This is a genomic window from Klebsiella sp. WP3-W18-ESBL-02 (assembly GCF_014168815.1).
GTDB lineage: Bacteria > Pseudomonadota > Gammaproteobacteria > Enterobacterales > Enterobacteriaceae > Kluyvera > Kluyvera ascorbata_B.
In genome coordinates, this window is the sequence record NZ_AP021972.1 from 3,599,307 (window position 1) to 3,620,151 (window position 20,845).

Below are 20,845 nucleotides of genomic sequence, written 5' to 3' on the forward strand. Positions count from 1 at the left end.
AGCGTGCGATATCTGACAACATTGTTGTTATCTTTGGCGGTGCTGGTCACCGCCGGGTGCGGCTGGCATCTGCGTAGTACCACGCAGGTGCCGGATGAAATGAAAACATTGATCCTGCAGTCCGGCGATCCGAACGGCCCGCTGAGCCGCGCGGTGCGCGAACAGCTGAGAAGCAATGGCATTACGGTGCTTGATAAGGGCACGCTTCGTCAGGACGTACCGTCTTTGCGTCTGGGCGGCGTTAGCCTCTCTCAGGACACGGCATCGGTATTCCAAAACGGCCAGACGGCAGAATATCAAATGGTCATGACGGTCAACGCTTCGGTGCTGATCCCGGGTCAGGATATCTTCCCGATCGCCACCAAAGTGTACCGTTCGTTCTTTGACAACCCGCAGCAGGCGTTGGCAAAAGACAACGAGCAAAGCATGATCATTCAGGAGATGTACCAGAAGGCCGCCGAGCAGCTGATTCGTAAGCTGCCAAGCGTTCACATCGCCGATGTGAAAGAGAGTAAAGACGAGGCGGCCGTCACGCCGTCGAACGGCTCTCGTGTTTCAACTACTCTGGGTAACTGATGATTCGGCTGTACTCAGAACAACTCCGCGCGCAGCTCTCTGAAGGGCTGCGCGCGGCGTATCTCCTGCTCGGTAACGACCCCCTTTTTCTTCAGGAAAGCCAGGATGCGATACGCCACGCCTGCGTGAACGAAGGCTTTACCGAACATCATACATTCACGCTGGACGCCAGCACCGACTGGAACGAGATCTTCTCGCTATGCCAGGCAATGAGCCTGTTTGCCAGTCGCCAGACGCTGCTGCTGCTGCTGCCAGAAAACGGTCCGAATGCGGCCATCAACGAACAGCTGTCAACGCTGGTCAGCCTGCTGCATGACGATCTGCTGCTGATCGTGCGCGGCAATAAACTGACCAAATCACAGGAAAATGCCGCCTGGATCAAGGCGCTGGCCAGCCGCGCCGTGCAGATCAGCTGCCAGACGCCGGAACCGGCCCAGCTACCGCGCTGGCTGGCTAACCGTGCAAAGCAGAGCAACCTCCAGCTTGATGAACCCGCCAGTCAGCTACTGTGCTACTGCTACGAGGGCAACCTGCTGGCGCTGGCCCAGGCGCTGGAACGTCTGTCACTGCTGTGGCCTGACGGCAAGCTGACGCTGCCGCGCGTCGAACAGGCGGTCAACGATGCCGCGCACTTTACGCCGTTCCACTGGGTCGACGCCCTGCTGGCCGGCAAGAGCAAACGCGCGCTGCATATTCTGCAACAGCTGCGTCTCGAAGGCAGCGAGCCGGTGATCCTGCTGCGCACCGTCCAGCGTGAACTGCTGCTGCTGGTCACGCTGAAGCGCCAGAGCGCGCATACGCCACTGCGTTCGCTGTTTGATAAACACCGCGTCTGGCAAAACCGTCGGGGGATGGTCGGCGAAGCGCTCAACCGTCTGATCGGCCCGCAGCTGCGCCAGGCGGTCACCCTGCTCAGCCGTGCCGAGCTGACGCTGAAACAAGATTACGGTCAGTCCATTTGGGCTGAGCTGGAAAGTTTGTCGCTGCTGCTTTGTCACAAAGCGCTAGCCGACGTATTTATCGATGGATGATATGGCAAAACTACAGGCGCTTTTCGGCGGGACCTTCGATCCCATCCACTACGGCCACCTGAAGCCGGTTGAGATTCTGGCTAACCAGATTGGTCTTTCGCGGGTGATCATTATGCCCAACAACGTGCCGCCGCATCGCCCACAGCCGGAAGCCACCAGCGAACAGCGTAAATTAATGGTTGAGCTGGCGATTGCCGATAAGCCGCTATTCGTACTCGACGAACGCGAGCTGCGTCGCGATACGCCGTCGTTTACTGCCGACACCCTACAGGAGTGGCGTGCGGAACAGGGCGCGGATAAGCCGCTGGCCTTTATTATCGGACAGGACTCGCTGCTCACCTTCCCTAGCTGGCACCGCTATGAAACGATTCTCGAGCACGTACACCTGCTGGTGACGCGTCGCCCGGGCTACCCGCTGACTATGCAGCAGGAAGAGCATCAGGACTGGCTGGATCGTCACCTTACCAGCAATATTGAAGACCTGCACAATCAGCCCGCGGGTAAAATTTTCCTCGCCGAAACGCCCTGGTTCGACGTCTCCGCGACGTTGATTCGCGAGCGCCTGGAGCGCGGTGAGTCTTGCGACGAAATGATGCCAGAACCGGTGCTCAACTATATTATGCAGCAGGGGTTGTACCACCACGGCGCTTAGGCCTGTAAACGGGGAAGACAGCATGAAACTCTGGTTAGTTCGCCACGGCGAAACCGAAGCCAACGTAGCCGGGCTGTATAGCGGCCACGCCCCCACGCCGCTAACTGCCCGTGGCCAGCAGCAGGCCATACGCCTCGGCGAGATGCTGCGACAGGTCCCCTTCGATGGCGTATTGTGCAGTGAACTGGAGCGTACCCAGCACACCGCACGACTGCTGCTCGGCGAGCGCGACATTCCCTTTACCCCCCACCCGCTGCTCAACGAAATGTATTTCGGCGACTGGGAAATGCGCCACCACCGCGACCTGCAGAAAGAAGACAAAGATAACTATGCCGCCTGGTGCGCCGACTGGCAGCATGCGGCTCCCACCAACGGTGAAGGTTTCCCCGACTTTTCCCGCCGCGTCGCCGCCTTTGCCGCCGAATTACCGGGCTATACGTACCAGAATCTCCTTATCGTCAGCCATCAGGGCGTATTGAGCCTGTTAACCGCCTGTTTACTGGGAATGCCAACCGCCAGCATGTGGCATTTTCGCATCGATCACGGCGCGTGGAGCGTCATTGATTTCACGCCAGAATTTACCACGCTGCGGGTGCTGAACAGCCGGGCTATTTGGCTACCGGAAGAGGGATAAAACCGATTTCTGCGCCGCAGAGACGCCAGCCCATTGACACCAAACCATAGACTGTTATTCTCCGCAGCCTGAATCATCCCCCTCCAGCATTTGTGGACAGAAATTGTTTTACAAAAATGGCGATGCAATCGGCATGAAGGAATGGGATGATACCCCGCCTGAAAGGCCGTTTGGTGATTTTTTGTCCCGACAATATTTTCAGTTCGGGTATACTGTCAGGCTGTTTTATATCGTTCATCTTCACACCCCAGGGGGAACACTTGCAGGGTAAAGCACTCCAGGATTTTGTTGTCGACAAAATTGATGATTTAAAAGGTCAGGACATCATCAAAATTGATGTTCAGGGTAAATCCAGCATCACTGATTGCATGGTTATCTGCACCGGCACCTCCAGCCGCCACGTTATGTCCATTGCCGATCATGTGGTTCAGGAATCCCGCGCAGCCGGTCTGCTGCCATTAGGCGTTGAAGGCGAAAGCGTTGCCGACTGGATTGTCGTTGATTTAGGCGATGTCATTGTCCACGTCATGCAGGAAGAGAGCCGTCGCCTGTATGAGCTGGAAAAACTCTGGGGTTAAGTTGTGAAGCTGCAGTTGGTCGCCGTCGGCACCAAAATGCCGGATTGGGTACAAACCGGTTTTACCGAATACCTTCGTCGTTTTCCGAAAGATATGCCGTTCGAACTGGTGGAAATTCCCGCCGGCAAGCGCGGTAAAAACGCCGATATCAAACGTATTCTGGATAAAGAAGGCGAGATGATGCTCGCCGCCGCAGGAAAAAACCGCATCGTCACGCTGGATATCCCCGGGAAACCCTGGGATACGCCGCAGCTTGCGCGCGAACTGGAACGCTGGAAGGGTGACGGTCGTGATGTCAGCCTGTTAATCGGCGGTCCGGAAGGCCTTTCCCCGGCATGCAAGGCCGCAGCAGAACAAAGTTGGTCGCTCTCCACCCTGACGCTCCCTCACCCGCTGGTGCGCGTGCTGGTCGCCGAAAGCCTTTATCGGGCGTGGAGCATTACCACCAACCACCCTTACCACCGCGAGTAATGATGACCAGGGTAGATTAAGCAGCGAATGAAACTACAGAATTCTTTTCGCGACTATACGGCAGAGTCCGCGCTTTTTGTGCGCCGGGCAGTGGTCGCTTTTTTGGGAATTTTGCTGCTTACCGGCGTGCTGATTGCCAACCTCTACAATTTACAGATCGTCCGTTTCACCGACTATCAGACGCGCTCTAACGAAAACCGCATCAAGCTGGTGCCGATCGCACCGAGCCGCGGCATAATCTACGATCGTAACGGTACGCCGCTGGCGCTTAACCGCACCATCTACCAGCTGGAAATCATGCCGGAAAAAGTCGACAGCGTGCAGCAGACCATCGACGGCCTGCGCGACGTCGTCGATCTCAGCGATGACGATATCGCCGCCTTTAAAAAAGAGCGCGCCCGTTCGCACCGCTTTACCTCTATTCCGCTTAAAACCAACCTCACCGAAGTGCAGGTGGCCCGCTTTGCCGTCAATCAGTACCGCTTTCCTGGCGTAGAAGTCAAAGGCTATAAACGCCGTTTCTATCCCTACGGTTCTGCCCTGACCCACGTTATCGGCTACGTATCAAAAATTAACGATAAAGACGTCGACCGGTTGGACAAAGACGGCAAACTGGCCAACTACGCGGCAACCCACGATATCGGGAAGCTGGGTATTGAGCGTTATTACGAAGATATGCTCCACGGGCAGACCGGCTACGAAGAGGTTGAAGTCAACAACCGCGGCCGCGTCATTCGTCAGCTTAAAGAAGTGCCGCCGCAGGCCGGGCACGATATTTACCTGACGCTCGATCTCAAGCTCCAGCAATACATTGAAACGCTGCTGGCGGGCAGCCGTGCCGCCGTGGTGGTCACCGACCCGCGCACCGGCAGCATTCTGGCGCTGGTTTCCACGCCAAGCTACGATCCCAACCTATTCGTTGACGGTATTTCCAGCAAAGACTACAGCGGTCTGCTAAACGACCCGAATACCCCGCTGGTTAACCGCGCGACGCAGGGGGTTTACCCACCGGCATCGACGGTGAAACCGTATGTGGCAGTTTCCGCAATGAGCGCAGGCGTGATCAACCGCAATACCAGCCTGTTTGACCCGGGCTGGTGGCAGCTTCCCGGCTCAGAAAAACGCTACCGTGACTGGAAAAAATGGGGCCACGGGCACCTTAACGTCACCAAAGCGCTGGAAGAATCGGCGGATACCTTCTTCTACCAGGTCGCCTATGACATGGGGATCGACCGCCTGTCTGAGTGGATGAGTAAGTTTGGCTACGGCGACTATACCGGCATCGATCTGGCGGAAGAACGTTCCGGTAACATGCCGACGCGCGAATGGAAGCTGAAGCGCTTTAAGAAACCGTGGTATCAGGGCGATACCATTCCTGTCGGCATCGGCCAGGGCTACTGGACCGCGACCCCGATTCAGATGAGCAAAGCGCTGATGACCCTGATTAACGACGGCGTGGTGAAAATCCCTCACCTGCTGGCAAGCCGGGTCGAAGACGGTAAAAAAGTGCCGTGGACTCAGCCTGAAGAGCCGCCGATTGGCGACATTCATTCCGGCTACTGGGAAATTGCCAAAGACGGCATGTACGGCGTAGCCAATCGCCCGAACGGCACCGCGCATAAATACTTCGCCGGCGCACCGTATAAAATTGCGGCGAAATCCGGTACCGCGCAGGTCTTTGGCCTGAAGGCTAACGAAACCTATAATGCGCATCGTATTGCCGAGCGTCTGCGTGACCACAAACTAATGACCGCCTTTGCGCCGTATAACGATCCCCAGGTCGCCGTAGCGATTATCCTGGAGAACGGCGGCGCTGGCCCGGCTGTCGGTACCATCATGCGTCAGATCCTTGACCACATCATGCTGGGCGACAACAACACCGATTTACCGGCTGAGAACCCTGCTGCAGCCGCGTCGGAGGACCAATAATCATGACGGATAATCCGAACAAAAAATCGTTCTGGGATAAAATTCACCTCGACCCAGCCATGCTGCTGATTCTGCTGGCGCTGCTGACCTATAGCGCGCTGGTTATCTGGAGCGCCAGCGGCCAGGACATGGGGATGACGGAACGTAAAATTGGCCAGATCGCCATGGGGCTCGTTATCATGGTCGTCATGGCGCAGATCCCGCCGCGAGTCTACGAAGGCTGGGCGCCCTGGCTGTATATCTTCTGTATTATCCTGCTGGTGGCGGTCGATGCCTTTGGCGCCATCTCCAAAGGTGCCCAGCGCTGGCTGGACCTCGGCGTGGTGCGCTTCCAGCCGTCTGAGATAGCCAAAATCGCCGTCCCGCTAATGGTGGCGCGTTTTATTAACCGCGACGTTTGCCCGCCCACGCTGAAAAATACCGCCATCGCGCTGGTGCTGATTTTCATGCCGACGCTGTTGGTCGCCGCCCAGCCGGACCTTGGTACATCCATCCTGGTCGCCCTGTCCGGCCTGTTCGTGCTGTTCCTGGCAGGCCTGAGCTGGCGGTTAATTCTGGTCGCCGTGGTGCTGGTCGCCTGCTTTATCCCGATACTCTGGTTCTTCCTGATGCACGACTATCAGCGCCAGCGCGTGATGATGCTGATGGACCCGGAATCCGATCCGCTGGGCGCGGGCTACCACATTATTCAGTCCAAAATCGCCATCGGATCTGGCGGCCTGCGTGGCAAAGGCTGGTTGCACGGCACGCAATCGCAGCTCGAATTCTTGCCGGAACGCCATACCGACTTTATCTTTGCGGTACTGGCCGAGGAGCTGGGGCTTATTGGTATTCTGATTCTGCTGGCGTTGTACGTGCTACTGATTATGCGCGGCCTGTGGATCGCCGCCCAGGCGCAAACCACGTTTGGCCGCGTCATGGCCGGTGGTTTGATGCTGATTTTATTCGTTTATGTATTTGTTAATATTGGTATGGTAAGTGGCATCTTGCCGGTGGTGGGCGTTCCGCTGCCGCTGGTCAGCTACGGGGGGTCAGCCCTGATCGTACTGATGGCCGGGTTCGGTATCGTCATGTCGATACACACCCACAGGAAAATGTTGTCAAAAAGCGTCTAAGGGGTGCTCAATGCGTAAGCAATGGCTTGGGATCTGCATAGCGGCAGGGCTGCTGGCGGCTTGTTCGAGTGATGATGTTCAGCAGCAGACCGTCTCCGCACCAAAACCTGCGGTATGTAATGGCCCGACGGTGGAAATCAGCGGGGCCGATCCACGCTTTGAGCCACTGAACGCGACGGCGAATCAGGATTACGAACGCGACGGTAAGAAATATAAAATTGTCCAGGATCCGTCCAACTTCAGCCAGGCCGGGCTTGCCGCCATCTATGATGCCGAACCGGGCAGCAATCTGACGGCGATCGGCGAAGCGTTCGATCCGACGCAGCTTACCGCCGCGCACCCTACCCTGCCGGTGCCGAGCTACGCGCGTATTACCAATCTGGCTAACGGCCGGATGATCGTAGTGCGTATTAACGATCGCGGCCCTTATGGCAACGATCGCGTGATTTCGCTCTCCCGCGCGGCGGCGGATCGTCTGAACACATCAAACAATACCAAAGTACGCATCGACCCGATTATCGTCGCCCAGGATGGTTCGCTTTCCGGCCCCGGCATGGCCTGTACCACCGTCGCGAAGCAAACCTACGCGCTCCCGGACCGCCCTGACCTGAGCGGCGGCATGGGCAGCGCCTCTTCCACCCCGCAGGCCAGCGCGCCTCAGGGTGACGTACGCGCGATCAGTAACGATACCCTCGCCTCAGCCGACAGCGGCGAAGGCGCGCCGGTGAAAAGCGGTGGCTTCCTTGGTGCTCCGACACCATTAAATAGCGGCGTACTCGAAGAGTCCACACCGGCACCGGCGCCGCAGGCTGCGGCACCGGTCACCGCGCCGGTAAGTGCCCCCGCAAGCGCCGCGCCAGCCGCGACGGCTGCCGTCGCCGCACCTGCAGCAGCAGCCGGAAACTACGTAGTTCAGGTTGGCGCAGTCAGCGATCAGACCCGCGCACAGCAGTATCAGCAGCGTCTGAGCCAGCAGTTCTCCGTTCCGGGCCGCGTAACGCAAAACGGCGCGGTCTGGCGTATTCAGCTCGGTCCATTCGCCAGCAAAGCGGAAGCCGGTACCATACAGCAACGTTTGCAGAGCGAAGCACAGCTGCAATCGTTTATTACGCACGCCAACTAAAGCGCTCGCGGCATCCGATGCTTCGTATATGTAAACGTCATTAACAAAGTCATATACGATGTCGGATGCCTGTCTAAAGGGCATTTGCTATAGTAAGGCACTTTTTAACTCCATCACGGATGTCGTTGTTTTGACCATGAAGACCTCTTTTCTCGCTTGCTTACTCATTCCGGCGCTCTCCGTCGCAGCACTGAGCTCCGTCGCCCACGCCGATGACCTGAACATCAAAACCATGATTCCAGGCGTTCCGCAGATTGACGCCGAGTCCTACATTCTTATTGATTACAACTCCGGCAAGGTGCTGGCTGAGCAAAACGCTGACGCCCGCCGCGATCCGGCCAGCCTGACAAAAATGATGACCAGCTACGTCATCGGTCAGGCAATGAAAGCGGGCAAGTTTAAAGAATCCGATTTGGTCACCATCGGTAACGATGCCTGGGCCACCGGCAACCCGGTGTTCAAAGGCTCTTCCCTGATGTTCCTTAAGCCGGGTATGCAGGTACCGGTATCACAGCTGATTCGCGGGATTAACCTGCAATCGGGTAACGATGCCTGTGTTGCCATGGCCGACTACGTCGCTGGCAGCCAGGATGCCTTCGTGGGCCTGATGAACAGCTACGTCAACGCGCTGGGGCTGAAAAACACCCACTTCCAGACCGTTCACGGCCTGGATGCAGACGGCCAGTACAGTTCCGCACGTGATATGGCGATGATTGGCCAGGCGCTGATTCGCGACGTGCCGAACGAATACACCATCTACAAAGAAAAAGAGTTCACCTTTAACGGCATTCGTCAGCTAAACCGTAACGGCCTGCTGTGGGACAATAGCCTGAACGTTGACGGCATTAAAACCGGCCACACCGACAAAGCCGGTTACAACCTGGTGGCCTCCGCGACCGAAGGCCAGATGCGCCTTGTTTCTGCCGTCATGGGCGGCCGCACCTACAAAGGGCGTGAAACCGAGAGCAAAAAGCTGCTGACCTGGGGCTTCCGCTTCTTTGAAACCGTTAACCCAATCAAAGCCGGTAAAGAGTTCGCCTCTGAACCCGCCTGGTTTGGTGATACCGATCGTGCGTCCCTGGGCGTCGATAAAGACGTTTACCTGACCATCCCGCGCGGCCGCATGAAGGACCTGAAAGCCAGCTACGTGCTGAACAACAGCGAGCTGCACGCACCGCTGCAGAAAAACCAGGTGGTCGGCACCATTAACTTCCAGCTGGACGGTAAAACCATCGACCAGCGCCCTCTGGTGGTGCTGCAAGAAATACCGGAAGGTAACTTCTTCGGAAAAATCATTGATTACATTAAATTAATGTTCCATCACTGGTTTGGTTAAAAATCACCCACTTGAAAGTGTGATTTCCATCCCCATATACTATGCATAGCTAAAATAACTCCCGCTAACCATGCGGGAGTTATTCTTTTTTAACACTGGAGCTGACATGAAAACCAAACTGAACGAACTGCTTGAATTCCCTACTCCGTTTACTTACAAAGTAATGGGTCTGGCGAAACCTGAGCTGGTTGACCTGGTGGTTGAAGTGGTACAGCGCCATGCGCCAGGTGATTACTCTCCGCAGATAAAACCGAGCAGCAAAGGCAACTACCACTCGGTGTCCATTACCATCAATGCAACCCACATTGAGCAGGTCGAGACGCTGTACGAAGAGTTGGGCAATATTGAAATTGTCCGTATGGTGCTGTAATCGCATCACCGTTACCCGGCACGCCCGGGTAACGCTTCTCTCCACCTGCCTGTGATATACTCTGCGTCCATTATTTCCCCTCTGCGGAGACGCTGTTTTGGACTTCAATACCCTCCTCATCCGTCAACTGGGCCTACAGCCTTACGAACCTATTTCCCAGGCGATGCACGACTTTACCGATAACCGTGATGAATCCACGCTTGATGAGATCTGGCTGGTTGAGCATCAGCCGGTTTTTACGCAGGGTCAGGCGGGGAAAGCAGAACATGTGCTGGTACCGGGCGATATTCCGGTCATTCAGAGCGATCGCGGCGGCCAGGTAACCTATCACGGCCCGGGTCAGCAGGTTATGTACGTGCTGTTAAACCTCAAGCGCCGCAAGCTTGGCGTACGTGAACTGGTGACTCTGCTGGAGCAAACCGTGGTCGATACGCTGGCAGAACTCGGGATTGAAGCCCATCCGCGCGCCGACGCGCCGGGCGTTTACGTTGGCGAGAAAAAGATTTGCTCGCTGGGGCTGCGTATCCGTAAGGGCTGCTCTTTCCACGGGCTGGCGCTGAATGTGGCGATGGACCTTTCCCCTTTCCTGCGCATTAACCCCTGCGGCTATGCGGGCATGGAGATGGCGCAGGTCTCACAGTGGGTGAGCGAAGCCAAACCGGAAAATATATCCCCAATTCTTGTGGACAAATTTTTAGCGCGGCTAAACAATCCGCCGCATGAATATATCTCTGCTTAATATATTATATATTTCGGCCCAATATTTTTTGGGCCATTAACGCTTCGTCACTCGCCCGCTGAACAATATCTCGTTTTTCGTATCTTCCTGCTGCACATTTAGCAAAAAAGTGCAAAGCAGATCTCATTTCTGTGCAAAACTGAGAGTGTTGATATACATTTAATGAATGCATTAGATTCATTAATGCATTGAGGGATAACGCAAAATTGCCATTTTTTACCTTGCAGTAACATGGACTCAGGAATAATAATAATAATGTAACTATCAACTATCATTCATGGTGTGAATGAATATGGAGTAAGCAGTGTGGATTATAACAATAAGCCAGAAAATAAAATAAACCTTAATGTCGATAATGACACACCACAAATCTTTCGCACCCTGCGCAATATAGACCTGAACCTGTTGACGATATTTGAAGCGGTTTATGTTCATAAAGGCATCGTCAATGCGGCAAAAGTCCTGAACCTTACGCCGTCCGCCATTAGCCAATCCATCCAGAAACTCCGCCTGCTGTTCCCTGACCCGCTGTTCATTCGTAAGGGACAGGGCGTCACGCCAACTGCCTATGCCTCGCATCTGCACGAGTACATTAGCCAGGGGCTGGAATCGATTCTCGGCGCACTGGACCTGGACGGCAGCTATGACAAACAGCGGGTGATCACCATCGGGACGGCGGCGTCTGTGGGGGCCATTGTCATGCCGGTTATCTATCAGGCGGTGAAGCAGACCTACCCACAGGTGCTGCTACGCAACGTGGCGGTAACCGACGCCAACGCCCAGCTTAGCCAGTTCCAGACCGATTTAGTGATCGACAACCATGAGCATAACAATCCGCGAACGCTGGGCCGCCATGCCCTCTTCAGCGATAATCTGGTGCTCGTTTGTCGTAACGACCATCCTGCGCTTAACGAAGAGCCGTCGGCCGAAACGTTGATGCAATACGAGCATACGCTGCTGACAATGGACGGCGCCGGGCAGAACGACCTCTACAAACGCATTCGCGACATGCTCCCCGACCGTCAGGTCAGCGTGAGCAGTTACAACCTGTTTACCATTGCGTCACTGATCGCCTCGAGCAACCTGATAGGCATCATGCCGCTGCGCTTCTACCATATCTTTAAGCAGTGTTGGCCGCTGTGCACGCTGGATTTCGCGCCATTACAGCAGGAACGGGTCGATTTTTCATTGCATTACAATAAACTCAGCCTGCGGGACCCGGTAATGCAAAACATTATCAACGTCATCCATCAGGCATTCTAGTTCACCCGCCACCCGCTATCCTCTGCCGGCAAAAAAGCATTATTCAACAACTATTTTACAATTTGCCGGCCTGGCAGGCTGCTTTATACCCCGTTTCAATGGTATACTGCCTGCCATTAATTCAAAAATAGTTGATAAATACAACATTCCCTTGAATTGAAACGCTTTCCCTCGATACTCGGAACTGGAACACGTACGCTATGAGTAAACCCATTGTGATGGAACGCGGTGTAAAGTACCGCGATGCCGATAAGATGGCCCTTATCCCGGTAAAAAACGTGGCAACAGAGCGCGAAGCGCTGCTGCGAAAACCGGAGTGGATGAAAATTAAACTTCCGGCGGACTCTTCCCGTATCCAGGGCATCAAAGCGGCCATGCGTAAAAATGGTCTGCACTCCGTGTGTGAAGAAGCCTCCTGCCCGAACCTGGCAGAATGCTTCAACCACGGCACCGCGACCTTTATGATCCTTGGCGCAATCTGCACCCGTCGCTGCCCGTTCTGCGACGTGGCCCACGGTCGCCCGGTGACCCCGGATGCCAACGAACCGCAAAAGCTGGCGCAAACTATCGCTGACATGGCGCTGCGCTATGTAGTTATCACCTCCGTCGATCGTGACGATCTGCGCGACGGCGGCGCCCAGCACTTCGCCGACTGTATTGCTGCAATTCGCGAGAAAAGCCCGAGCATCCGCATTGAAACGCTGGTACCGGACTTCCGCGGCCGTATGGATCGCGCCTTAGCGATTCTGACGGAAACCCCGCCGGACGTGTTTAACCACAACCTGGAAAACGTGCCGCGTCTGTATCGCCAGGTTCGCCCGGGCGCCGACTATAACTGGTCGCTGAAGCTGCTTGAGCGCTTCAAAGAAGCGCACCCGGATATCCCAACGAAATCCGGCCTTATGGTTGGCCTGGGTGAAACCAACGCCGAAATTATCGACGTTATGCGCGATCTGCGCCGCCACGGAGTGACCATGCTGACGCTGGGCCAGTACCTGCAGCCGAGCCGTCATCACCTGCCGGTACAGCGCTACGTTAGCCCGGATGAGTTTGAAGAGATGAAAGCCGAAGCGCTGGCGATGGGCTTCACCCACGCCGCCTGCGGCCCGTTTGTCCGTTCGTCTTACCATGCCGATCTTCAGGCCAAAGGCATTGAAGTGAAGTAGGGATAGTTGCCAATACGAAAAAGCCGCTCTCTGTCGACAGCGGCTTTTTTATTGCTCATTGAAGAAATAAATTGTTTCAATGAAATGCATTTGGAAATCAAATAGTATCAAAAAAGGCTTCAGCATCGTCATGCTGAAGCCTTTTTTGCGGGTTGTTACACCCACGGATGACACGCATTCACCCGCATATCATCTGAAACGCTGCCCTGCTTACTCTTTATGAGAGAGCTTTTCTGCCGGAGTCTCGTCTGCGCTCTTCTGCGCGGCGGTTTCATCGTCATTCATGGCTTTTTTAAAGCCTTTGATCGCTGAACCCAGATCTCCACCCAGAGTCCGTAATTTCTTGGTACCAAACACCAGAATAATCAGTGCTGCCACTACCAGCAGTTTGGTAATACTAATCTCACCCATAGATACCTTCTTCTCAAAAACAGGCTGCAAAATGCGCCACATCACCATAGTTTATTAACGGTCATTTAGCGCGTGCACACAATAGCAATCTGTAACAAGGTGAATCAAGCATTGTTTAAAAAAACGTCATGTTAATTGCGGTAGCGCAAAACGCCTGTTTTTCAGCACCGGAAGCTGCTGACGAATGCGTGAAAGATCGTCGCGACTCACCTCAGACACAATCAGCTGCGGTGCCGTTGAAGCTCCTGCCAGGGTCACGCCAAGCGGATCCACGATTCGGCTCTGACCAATGTTTCGCGTGCCGCACTCGCCGCTGGCGACGAGGTAACAGGTCGTGTCCAGCGCTCGCGCAGCCAGCAGCGTCGACCAATGATGTTCCTTCAGCGGCCCGCGTACCCAGGCGGCAGGCAGCGCCAGAATCTCAGCCCCCTGTAACGCCAGCGCTAGCGCCATGTCCGGAAAGCGCAGGTCATAGCAGGTCATCAGGCCGACCTTAAATCCCGCCACCTCAATTAACGGCGGCAGCGCTCCCCCGGCATCGACCCGTTTCGACTCCTGGATAGCAAAAGCGTCATAGAGATGCAGCTTATGGTAGTGAGCAATCACCTCCCCACCGCGTAGCGCGACCAGCGTATTTCTGGCCCGTTCCGCCGAAGAGGGAGTGTGAATGGTGAGTATCGTCGTCAAATCGTCAAGACGGCTCTGCGCCTTGAGGAGCTGCATAAAGCCACCGTTCAGCGGCTGCGCCGATTTCACCGACATATCCGGATCGCTATCGCTACGCGCCAGCAGCGCTTCTGGCAACACCAGCAGCTCAGCGCCCAGCGCTGCCGCCGACTGCATCAGCGTCACGCAGGTTTGCGCGTTAACCTGCCACTCCGGTGTCACGACAAACTGTCCCGCCGCTACTCGCATCGTAACTCCTTAAGTTTTGCTAATATATCAAGATGATGAATATCGATCAGTATATAGCCAGATCGTCCCTTCAAGGGTAAACTCTGGCCACACTCGAAGATGGCAGGAAATTCGCATGATGCAACTTTTGTTAGCCGTTTTTATCGGCGGCGGTACCGGCAGCGTAGCCCGCTGGCTGCTTAGCTTTCGCTTTAACCCTATGCACCATGCGCTTCCGCTGGGTACGCTTACGGCCAACCTGCTGGGGGCGTTCATTATCGGCGCCGGTCTTGCCTGGTTTAATCGGCTCCCGCACATTGATCCGGTGTGGAAAGTGCTGCTCACCACCGGTTTTTGCGGCGGCCTGACGACCTTCTCGACGTTTTCGGCAGAAGTGGTCTTTCTATTGCAGGCGGGGAAATTCAGCTGGGCGCTGTTAAACGTGGCGGTTAACCTTTTCGGATCATTTGCCATGACGGCGCTGGCGTTCTGGCTGTTCAGCGCCACCAGTCAGGGATAAAAAGAAGAAAAAAAACCCGCAGTTAAGCGGGTTTTGAATTCTGACTGCTATTTGTCGCTTACAGAGCGATGACGTTAGCAGCAGAAGGGCCTTTGGCACCGTTAGTGATTTCGAACTCTACGCGCTGACCTTCAGCCAGAGTTTTGAAACCGTTGGTCTGGATTGCAGAGAAGTGTACGAATACGTCTTTGCTGCCATCTTCCGGAGTAATGAAACCGAATCCTTTGGACTCATTAAACCACTTAACGTTACCTTTAATCTTAGACATCAAAATTACCTTTATATGAAAAAACGACACTAATCTGTGTCAGTTAACAGTACAACAATTGTCGTCGGTTTTGTCCAGCCCAACTTCGTTAAAAAGTGATAAATGTCGCTAACTTTTATTTGCAGGTTGACTTTATCTCAGCATTGGTTCCAGAAGCGGTTTTCAGAACTGGAAACGCATCCAGGCAAAGTACACATTACCGTTGTTATAGGTACCCGGGATGTAGGTCATCTGGAATGTTGCGGGGCCGTAGCCGATGGAGGCCAGAGGGAGCGCCACCGGAATCGGGATGTATTTCCAGTTATCGCGCGCGGTCACCCCGATGGTGTAACCGAGGCCAACATGGAAGTTATCATCAGCCAGCGGTCGCCAGGTTTTTTCCCAGCCGTAGCCTCCGATAGGCTCCCATTTATTAAAGGAGTCCTTAAAAGCCATAAGATAAATGCCGTTCCAGTTGCCTTTTTCATCCCAGCGGGACACGCCAAACCCCGCTCCCCAGGGACGTTCATTGTACGCATCGGTTTTTTCTTTATCGTAGGCAAAACGCGCGTGCCAGGTAATTGCTGGCACATACAGATCGTAATGCTGCGGCTCATTCCACGTCTGAGCAATGTTGCTGCTAAGGGTGTTGTAACCCTCTTTTATGGTTTCGCTAAACGACGCCGCCGCAGGAAGTGCTGTAGCCGACAGCCCCGCGAACACGAGCGACAGTGCAAAATTTTTATTGAGATTTAACACGATAGACTTGCCAGTAAAGTATCCATTAAGAATAGTCTAACAAGAATAAACTCAATTGAGTCTCAACGACATCAATCCATAGTTTTTTTCATACCGCCTGGTTACAAATTAGAATATTCTTAGATGATTGTTCAACCCGACCCTCAGCTCAAGTGCATAAATATCAACTCAAAGCGTCAATTATATGCAGTCAAAATTTTCATTATTTACTCACATCATTTCATTATAAAAATAAATAACCATCCACCGCCTGAAATTATATTAAAACCAAAGTTTAACCTTATTTATTTCTAAGCCACTTCATTTATAATATTAATCAATAAATATGACACAATAAAATAAAGCAAACACTCCCCCCACCGCATAAGCGATACCACACCGCCGCAGCGCCGGCCATTCACGATGTTATCTAACTGAAATAATACATTTCATTCACCTTTCTGTTTATTATTCACGCAGCCCGCTATACTTAGTGTGAGGGCAATGTTCCGCTTTGTGAGTACATCGTGTAATTTGCAAAGTCATCATCTTTAATTAGTCTCTTTTTTGATTTTCATCAGCTAAGTTCGCCGGTTTTTTCGGCACATTTCATCCTTACTTTTTGATGCTGCACTGCATCAATTTTACAACTGGGCGATAGGTGTTAATAATGTTAACGTTCTTTGAACTCCTGATTGGTGTTGTGGTTATCGTGGGCGTAGCCCGCTACATCATCAAAGGATATTCCGCGACAGGGGTCCTCTTTGTCGGCGGTCTGCTGCTACTGATTGCCAGTGCATTGATGGGGCATAAGATTTTACCGAGTAGTGAAACCAGCACGGGTTACTCTGCTACTGACATCATTGAATATATTAAAATTCTGCTGATGAGCCGCGGCGGCGATCTCGGCATGATGATTATGATGCTCTGTGGTTTTGCCGCTTATATGACCCACATTGGCGCTAACGATATGGTTGTTAAGCTGGCTTCCAAACCGCTGCAATATATTAACTCACCGTATTTACTGATGATTGCGGCCTATTTTGTGGCGTGCCTGATGTCGCTGGCTGTCTCCTCCGCTACCGGTCTGGGCGTGCTGCTGATGGCGACTCTCTTCCCGGTCATGGTTAACGTCGGCATTAGCCGCGGCGCCGCAGCGGCTATTTGTGCCTCCCCGGCAGCCATTATTCTCTCTCCGACGTCCGGTGACGTCGTGCTGGCTGCCAAGGCCGCCGAAATGCCGTTAATTGATTTTGCCTTTAAAACCACACTGCCAATCTCTATCGCCGCGATTATCGCGATGGCTATTGCCCATTTCTTCTGGCAGCGCTACCTGGACAAAAAAGAAAATATCTCTCACGAGATGCTGGATGTCAGCGAAATTACCACTACCGCGCCGTCCTTCTATGCCATTTTACCGTTCACGCCCATTATCGGCGTATTGATTTTTGACGGTAAATGGGGCCCGGAGCTGCATATCATCGCGATTCTGGTTATTTGTATGCTGCTGGCAGCGGTGCTGGAGTTCTTCCGCGGCTTTAACACCCAGAACGTGTTTGCGGGTCTGGAAGTGGCCTATCGCGGCATGGCGGACGCCTTCGCCGGCGTGGTTATGCTGCTGGTTGCAGCCGGCGTCTTCGCCCAGGGTCTGAGCACCATCGGCTTTATTAATAGCCTGATCTCTATCGCCACCTCGTTCGGCTCCGCCAGCATCATCCTGATGCTGGTGCTGGTCGTGCTGACCATGCTGGCAGCAATGACGACCGGTTCCGGTAACGCCCCGTTCTATGCTTTCGTGGAGATGATTCCAAAGCTGGCGCACTCCTCCGGTATTAACCCGGCCTACCTGTCCATCCCGATGCTCCAGGCCTCCAACCTGGGCCGTACCATCTCCCCGGTTTCCGGCGTCGTTGTCGCGGTTGCCGGGATGGCAAAAATTTCACCGTTCGAAGTGGTGAAGCGGACTTCAGTACCGGTCATTGTGGGCCTGATTGTGGTGATTATCGCTACCGAAATTCTGGTTCCCGGCGCGTCCGCATAATCATTGATAGCTCAAATAAATAAGGCGCCTGAGGGCGCCTTATTTTATTATGTAATAACGTCACTAAATGATTAAAAACGTGGAGCCAGGAAAATGCTAAGGAAGAATATTGTGTCAGGATGTGCGCTGTTACTCTGCGCCGGAAGCCTTCACGCCGAGCCGCTCGTCCCGACGCAATATGGTGACTTCGATCGTTACGTACTGGCGCTCTCCTGGCAAACGGGCTTTTGTCAGAGTCAGTATGACCGCAACCGTAAAGAACCACTGGAATGCCAACAGCCTAAAGAACTCAATAATAAGGCTGACTATTTAACGGTCCACGGGTTATGGCCGGGCCTGCCTGCCTCAATAGCCTCACGCGGGGTCGATAATAACCGCTGGATGCGCTTCGGCTGCGCCACCCGTCCCATTCCAAATATGCCGGAAGCGAAAGCCAGCCGTAAATGCGCCGCTGAAGAAACCGGCCTGTCGCTGGAAGTGGCCAATAAACTTAACCAGGTGATGCCCGGCAGCGGTGGAAAAAGCTGCCTCGAGCGTTATGAATTTGCTAAGCACGGCGTTTGTTTTGGCTTCGATCCGGACGCCTACTTCAGCACTATGGTTCGGCTGAACGGCGACGTGAAGCAGAGCGCGCTCGGCCAGTTCCTGGCCGCCAACTACGGTAAAACCGTAACCCGCGCCAGCTTCGATGCCGCGGTGGCCACCGCTTTCGGTCAAGAGAACGTCAAAGCCGTTAAGCTAACCTGTAACGGCAACCCGGCCTATTTGACGGAAATGCAGATTGCTATCAAATCAGCCAGCATCAACGATCCGCTGACCTCGGCCTCGCTGCTGCCACAGCCGCATCCCGGCAACTGCGGCAAACAGTTCGTGGTGGATAAAAACGGTTATTAATTTCCGCCCCCGCGCCTGCGGGGGTTAAACGCCCCTACTTCTGAATAAAGGCCAGCAGATCGTCATTGATCTGGTGCTTATGGGTGGTGCAGATCCCGTGCGAACCGCCTTTATATACCTTCAGTTCAGCGTCCGGCAGCAGCTGCGCTGCCACCTTCCCGCAGGTTTCAAACGGCACAATCTGATCGTCATCACCGTGAATCACCAGCGTCGGGATAGTCATCTTACGCAGGTCCTCACGCAGATCGGTTTCTGAAAAAGCTTTAATACAATCGTAGAGCGCTTTAATCGAGCCCTGAAGGCCCTGCTCAACAAACCCTTCACGCACCGCTTTCGACTCTTTGGCTCCCGGGCGGTTATAGCCATAAAATGCCGCCGTCAGCTCATAAAAGAACCCACCGCGATCTTCCACCACCCCGTTACGAATGCCGTCAAAGACCTCCGCTGGCACGCCGTTCGGGTTAAAATCGGTTTTCACCATAATCGGCGTGACGGCACCAATCAGCACCGCTTTCGCTACCCGGCTGGTTCCATGGCGACCGATGTAGCGAGCGACTTCGCCGCCGCCGGTAGAGTGCCCGACATGCACCGCATCTTTCAGGTTAAGGTGCGCCGTTAACTAGGCCAAATCATCGGCATACTGATCCATATTATGCCCGTCCCATGGCTGCGCAGAACGTCCGTGGCCTCGTCTATCGTGGGCAATCACACGATACCCTTTTGACCCCAGATACAGCATCTGATCCTCAAACGCATCAGACGTCAACGGCCAGCCGTGGCTAAATACGATTGGCTGTCCGCTCCCCCAATCTTTAAACCAGAGATAACTACCATCTTTCAGGGTCAGTTTATCGAAACCGCTCATACGATCTCCTGTACTTTGAGGACGCTGCCAGGCGCAGCCTAAAAAGAATAATCCAGATTTATAGGTTGCGATGTATTTCGCATAAATTTCACACAACGAAAATTATTGCCATCTGCGAATGTGCGCTGCATCACTTCAAACCTGACGCCAGGATCAGTATGATGGAAGCAGATGAACCCTTGCCGCTGGCGGTGAGGGTTTTCTTTTGGATAATCGATAGACATGGAGTAAATAATGACCCGACCTGCCATCATTATTAATGAGTTCGATGCCGAGCGTATCGACCGCCTGCTTGAGCAATCTGCTTACGCAAATTCCCCGGTGGCGAGCGCGCTAAACGACGAGCTGGATCGTGCCCAGATGTGTGCCCCAGAGGACATGCCGCACGACGTAGTGAGTATGAATAGCCAGGTCAGATTCCGCGATCTCACCACCGGCGAAGAGCGCGTACGCACGCTGGTCTTCCCGGCGCAGATGACCGACAGCAGCAGCCAGCTTTCGGTGATGGCTCCGGTTGGCGCAGCCCTGCTCGGCCTGCGTGCAGGTAGCACCATTCACTGGGAGTTACCGGGCGGTGCATCAACACATCTGGAAGTGCTTGAACTGCTTTATCAGCCGGAAGCCGCCGGCGAATTTCACCGCTAATTCTGTGCCGAAATGATTAAAGGGGATGCCATGCATCCTCTTTCTGTCCCCGCCTGACCAAACTTTACAACGCCCCTCCGCGAGATAAACTATTTTGCGAACTAAATGACATATTCAAAATGCATTATGTGTTTTGATAGTTCTATAAAGACAAGGAGGAGCCTATGTACAAAACAATCATTATGCCCGTTGATGTTTTTGAGATGGAGTTAAGCGACAAAGCGATTCGTCACGCGGAGTTTTTAGCCCAGCAGGATGGCATTATCCACCTACTACACGTTCTGCCCGGTTCGGCAAGCTACACCATGAGCCGCTTTGCCGCCGATCTGCGCCGCTTTGAAGAGCATTTACAGCAGGAGGCGGAAACCCGGCTGACCACCATGGTGAGTCATTTCACGATCGACCCTTCCCGTATTAAGCTGCATGTCCGGGTGGGCAACGTGCGCGATGCGGTGAACGAACTGGCGGAAGAGCTCAACGCCGATATGGTGGTAATTGGTTCTCGTAATCCGTCTATCAGTACCCACCTGCTGGGGTCTAACGCCTCCAGCGTGATTCGCCACGCTAACATTCCCGTGCTGGTTGTGCGCTAACGTTAACTGCGCGG

The 20,845-nt window shown here is 54.1% G+C and carries 23 protein-coding genes and 1 pseudogene; 19 read left to right on the forward strand and 5 right to left on the reverse strand.

Going from position 1 to position 20,845, the window contains the following annotated elements; all coding sequences use genetic code 11:
- Positions 1 to 3: 3 nt before the first annotated feature.
- The 14 genes from lptE to lipA all read left to right on the forward strand — a co-directional run bounded on the left by lptE (position 4) and on the right by lipA (position 12,983).
- On the forward strand, positions 4 to 576 hold the full coding sequence (lptE, locus tag H7R56_RS17220; RefSeq protein WP_106924695.1) for an LPS assembly lipoprotein LptE: 573 nt from the start codon (positions 4 to 6) through the stop codon (positions 574 to 576).
- Positions 576 to 1,607, forward strand: a complete 1,032-nt coding sequence (gene holA, locus H7R56_RS17225; RefSeq protein ID WP_106924696.1) for a DNA polymerase III subunit delta — start codon at positions 576 to 578, stop codon at positions 1,605 to 1,607. The genes lptE and holA overlap by 1 nt, the downstream gene beginning before the upstream one ends.
- Positions 1,600 to 2,259 carry a nicotinate-nucleotide adenylyltransferase gene (gene nadD / locus H7R56_RS17230; RefSeq protein WP_146145691.1) on the forward strand — a complete coding sequence of 220 codons (660 nt, stop codon included), beginning with the start codon at positions 1,600 to 1,602 and terminating at the stop codon, positions 2,257 to 2,259. Before holA ends, nadD begins: the two co-directional genes overlap by 8 nt.
- Before the next feature lie 22 nt (positions 2,260 to 2,281).
- On the forward strand, positions 2,282 to 2,893 hold the full coding sequence (locus tag H7R56_RS17235; RefSeq protein WP_106924698.1) for an adenosylcobalamin/alpha-ribazole phosphatase: 612 nt from the start codon (positions 2,282 to 2,284) through the stop codon (positions 2,891 to 2,893).
- Between the two features lie 260 nt (positions 2,894 to 3,153).
- Complete coding sequence (rsfS, locus tag H7R56_RS17240) at positions 3,154 to 3,471, forward strand: ribosome silencing factor (protein ID WP_106924699.1); 318 nt, start codon at positions 3,154 to 3,156, stop codon at positions 3,469 to 3,471.
- Positions 3,472 to 3,474: 3 nt separating this feature from the next.
- Positions 3,475 to 3,942, forward strand: a complete 468-nt coding sequence (gene rlmH, locus H7R56_RS17245; RefSeq protein ID WP_064548242.1) for a 23S rRNA (pseudouridine(1915)-N(3))-methyltransferase RlmH — start codon at positions 3,475 to 3,477, stop codon at positions 3,940 to 3,942.
- A 27-nt stretch (positions 3,943 to 3,969) separates the two neighbouring features.
- Positions 3,970 to 5,871: a peptidoglycan DD-transpeptidase MrdA gene (mrdA, locus tag H7R56_RS17250; protein ID WP_106924700.1), complete on the forward strand. Its 1,902-nt coding sequence runs from the start codon at positions 3,970 to 3,972 to the stop codon at positions 5,869 to 5,871.
- Positions 5,872 to 5,873: 2 nt separating this feature from the next.
- Positions 5,874 to 6,986, forward strand: a complete 1,113-nt coding sequence (mrdB, locus tag H7R56_RS17255; RefSeq protein ID WP_106924701.1) for a peptidoglycan glycosyltransferase MrdB — start codon at positions 5,874 to 5,876, stop codon at positions 6,984 to 6,986.
- A gap of 10 nt (positions 6,987 to 6,996) precedes the next feature.
- Positions 6,997 to 8,109, forward strand: coding sequence for an endolytic peptidoglycan transglycosylase RlpA (rlpA, locus tag H7R56_RS17260; RefSeq protein ID WP_106924702.1), 1,113 nt, complete (start codon positions 6,997 to 6,999; stop codon positions 8,107 to 8,109).
- Positions 8,110 to 8,245: 136 nt separating this feature from the next.
- Positions 8,246 to 9,445, forward strand: coding sequence for a D-alanyl-D-alanine carboxypeptidase DacA (gene dacA / locus H7R56_RS17265; RefSeq protein ID WP_106924703.1), 1,200 nt, complete (start codon positions 8,246 to 8,248; stop codon positions 9,443 to 9,445).
- A gap of 106 nt (positions 9,446 to 9,551) precedes the next feature.
- Entirely contained in the window at positions 9,552 to 9,815 is a 264-nt protein-coding gene (ybeD, locus tag H7R56_RS17270; protein WP_035894333.1) for a DUF493 family protein YbeD, read from the forward strand.
- A 97-nt stretch (positions 9,816 to 9,912) separates the two neighbouring features.
- Positions 9,913 to 10,554: a lipoyl(octanoyl) transferase LipB gene (lipB, locus tag H7R56_RS17275; RefSeq protein WP_106924704.1), complete on the forward strand. Its 642-nt coding sequence runs from the start codon at positions 9,913 to 9,915 to the stop codon at positions 10,552 to 10,554.
- 306 nt (positions 10,555 to 10,860) lie between these two features.
- The gene (locus H7R56_RS17280) at positions 10,861 to 11,817 is read left to right on the forward strand and encodes a YbeF family transcriptional regulator (protein ID WP_182928315.1); all 957 of its coding nucleotides are present in this window, start codon (positions 10,861 to 10,863) and stop codon (positions 11,815 to 11,817) included.
- A gap of 200 nt (positions 11,818 to 12,017) precedes the next feature.
- On the forward strand, positions 12,018 to 12,983 hold the full coding sequence (gene lipA / locus H7R56_RS17285) for a lipoyl synthase (RefSeq protein ID WP_106924706.1): 966 nt from the start codon (positions 12,018 to 12,020) through the stop codon (positions 12,981 to 12,983).
- Between the two features lie 210 nt (positions 12,984 to 13,193).
- Here lipA and tatE read toward each other — a convergent pair whose 3' ends face one another.
- Entirely contained in the window at positions 13,194 to 13,394 is a 201-nt protein-coding gene (gene tatE, locus H7R56_RS17290; protein WP_106924707.1) for a twin-arginine translocase subunit TatE, read from the reverse strand.
- 126 nt (positions 13,395 to 13,520) lie between these two features.
- Positions 13,521 to 14,309, reverse strand: coding sequence for a deaminated glutathione amidase (locus tag H7R56_RS17295; protein ID WP_106924708.1), 789 nt, complete (start codon positions 14,307 to 14,309; stop codon positions 13,521 to 13,523).
- Positions 14,310 to 14,424: 115 nt separating this feature from the next.
- Here H7R56_RS17295 and crcB point away from each other — a divergent pair, with 115 nt between their 5' ends.
- Positions 14,425 to 14,808: a fluoride efflux transporter CrcB gene (gene crcB / locus H7R56_RS17300; RefSeq protein ID WP_106924709.1), complete on the forward strand. Its 384-nt coding sequence runs from the start codon at positions 14,425 to 14,427 to the stop codon at positions 14,806 to 14,808.
- Between the two features lie 58 nt (positions 14,809 to 14,866).
- Here crcB and cspE read toward each other — a convergent pair whose 3' ends face one another.
- Together cspE and pagP are read right to left on the reverse strand one after the other, a co-directional pair.
- Positions 14,867 to 15,076: a transcription antiterminator/RNA stability regulator CspE gene (gene cspE, locus H7R56_RS17305; RefSeq protein ID WP_000034825.1), complete on the reverse strand. Its 210-nt coding sequence runs from the start codon at positions 15,074 to 15,076 to the stop codon at positions 14,867 to 14,869.
- Positions 15,077 to 15,238: 162 nt separating this feature from the next.
- Positions 15,239 to 15,787 carry a lipid IV(A) palmitoyltransferase PagP gene (gene pagP / locus H7R56_RS17310; protein WP_353654621.1) on the reverse strand — a complete coding sequence of 183 codons (549 nt, stop codon included), beginning with the start codon at positions 15,785 to 15,787 and terminating at the stop codon, positions 15,239 to 15,241.
- A gap of 676 nt (positions 15,788 to 16,463) precedes the next feature.
- On the opposite strand from pagP, the gene dcuC reads away from it, so the two are divergent.
- Complete coding sequence (dcuC, locus tag H7R56_RS17315) at positions 16,464 to 17,834, forward strand: anaerobic C4-dicarboxylate transporter DcuC (protein ID WP_106924711.1); 1,371 nt, start codon at positions 16,464 to 16,466, stop codon at positions 17,832 to 17,834.
- A gap of 93 nt (positions 17,835 to 17,927) precedes the next feature.
- Positions 17,928 to 18,728, forward strand: a complete 801-nt coding sequence (gene rna / locus H7R56_RS17320; protein WP_106924712.1) for a ribonuclease I — start codon at positions 17,928 to 17,930, stop codon at positions 18,726 to 18,728.
- Between the two features lie 34 nt (positions 18,729 to 18,762).
- Here rna and H7R56_RS17325 read toward each other — a convergent pair.
- Positions 18,763 to 19,593: pseudogene (locus H7R56_RS17325) on the reverse strand (alpha/beta fold hydrolase).
- A gap of 234 nt (positions 19,594 to 19,827) precedes the next feature.
- Between H7R56_RS17325 and rnk the strand changes: the two are divergent.
- Both rnk and uspG read left to right on the forward strand, forming a co-directional pair.
- Complete coding sequence (gene rnk / locus H7R56_RS17330) at positions 19,828 to 20,238, forward strand: nucleoside diphosphate kinase regulator (RefSeq protein WP_106924713.1); 411 nt, start codon at positions 19,828 to 19,830, stop codon at positions 20,236 to 20,238.
- Between the two features lie 164 nt (positions 20,239 to 20,402).
- Positions 20,403 to 20,831, forward strand: a complete 429-nt coding sequence (uspG, locus tag H7R56_RS17335) for a universal stress protein UspG (RefSeq protein ID WP_106924714.1) — start codon at positions 20,403 to 20,405, stop codon at positions 20,829 to 20,831.
- The last annotated feature ends 14 nt before the right edge of the window (positions 20,832 to 20,845 follow it).

Excerpts from the sequence above, each read along its gene's own strand:
- holA (WP_106924696.1), top strand. The coding sequence starts at position 576 with ATGATTCGGCTGTACTCAGAACAACTCCGCGCGCAGCTCTCTGAAGGG.
- nadD (WP_146145691.1), top strand. The coding sequence starts at position 1,600 with ATGGATGATATGGCAAAACTACAGGCGCTTTTCGGCGGGACCTTCGAT.
- H7R56_RS17235 (WP_106924698.1), top strand. The coding sequence starts at position 2,282 with ATGAAACTCTGGTTAGTTCGCCACGGCGAAACCGAAGCCAACGTAGCC.
- mrdA (WP_106924700.1), top strand. The coding sequence starts at position 3,970 with ATGAAACTACAGAATTCTTTTCGCGACTATACGGCAGAGTCCGCGCTT.
- mrdB (WP_106924701.1), top strand. The coding sequence starts at position 5,874 with ATGACGGATAATCCGAACAAAAAATCGTTCTGGGATAAAATTCACCTC.
- rlpA (WP_106924702.1), top strand. The coding sequence starts at position 6,997 with ATGCGTAAGCAATGGCTTGGGATCTGCATAGCGGCAGGGCTGCTGGCG.
- dacA (WP_106924703.1), top strand. The coding sequence starts at position 8,246 with ATGAAGACCTCTTTTCTCGCTTGCTTACTCATTCCGGCGCTCTCCGTC.
- ybeD (WP_035894333.1), top strand. The coding sequence starts at position 9,552 with ATGAAAACCAAACTGAACGAACTGCTTGAATTCCCTACTCCGTTTACT.
- lipA (WP_106924706.1), top strand. The coding sequence starts at position 12,018 with ATGAGTAAACCCATTGTGATGGAACGCGGTGTAAAGTACCGCGATGCC.
- tatE (WP_106924707.1), bottom strand. The coding sequence starts at position 13,394 with ATGGGTGAGATTAGTATTACCAAACTGCTGGTAGTGGCAGCACTGATT.
- H7R56_RS17295 (WP_106924708.1), bottom strand. The coding sequence starts at position 14,309 with ATGCGAGTAGCGGCGGGACAGTTTGTCGTGACACCGGAGTGGCAGGTT.
- crcB (WP_106924709.1), top strand. The coding sequence starts at position 14,425 with ATGATGCAACTTTTGTTAGCCGTTTTTATCGGCGGCGGTACCGGCAGC.
- cspE (WP_000034825.1), bottom strand. The coding sequence starts at position 15,076 with ATGTCTAAGATTAAAGGTAACGTTAAGTGGTTTAATGAGTCCAAAGGA.
- dcuC (WP_106924711.1), top strand. The coding sequence starts at position 16,464 with ATGTTAACGTTCTTTGAACTCCTGATTGGTGTTGTGGTTATCGTGGGC.
- rna (WP_106924712.1), top strand. The coding sequence starts at position 17,928 with ATGCTAAGGAAGAATATTGTGTCAGGATGTGCGCTGTTACTCTGCGCC.
- rnk (WP_106924713.1), top strand. The coding sequence starts at position 19,828 with ATGACCCGACCTGCCATCATTATTAATGAGTTCGATGCCGAGCGTATC.
- uspG (WP_106924714.1), top strand. The coding sequence starts at position 20,403 with ATGTACAAAACAATCATTATGCCCGTTGATGTTTTTGAGATGGAGTTA.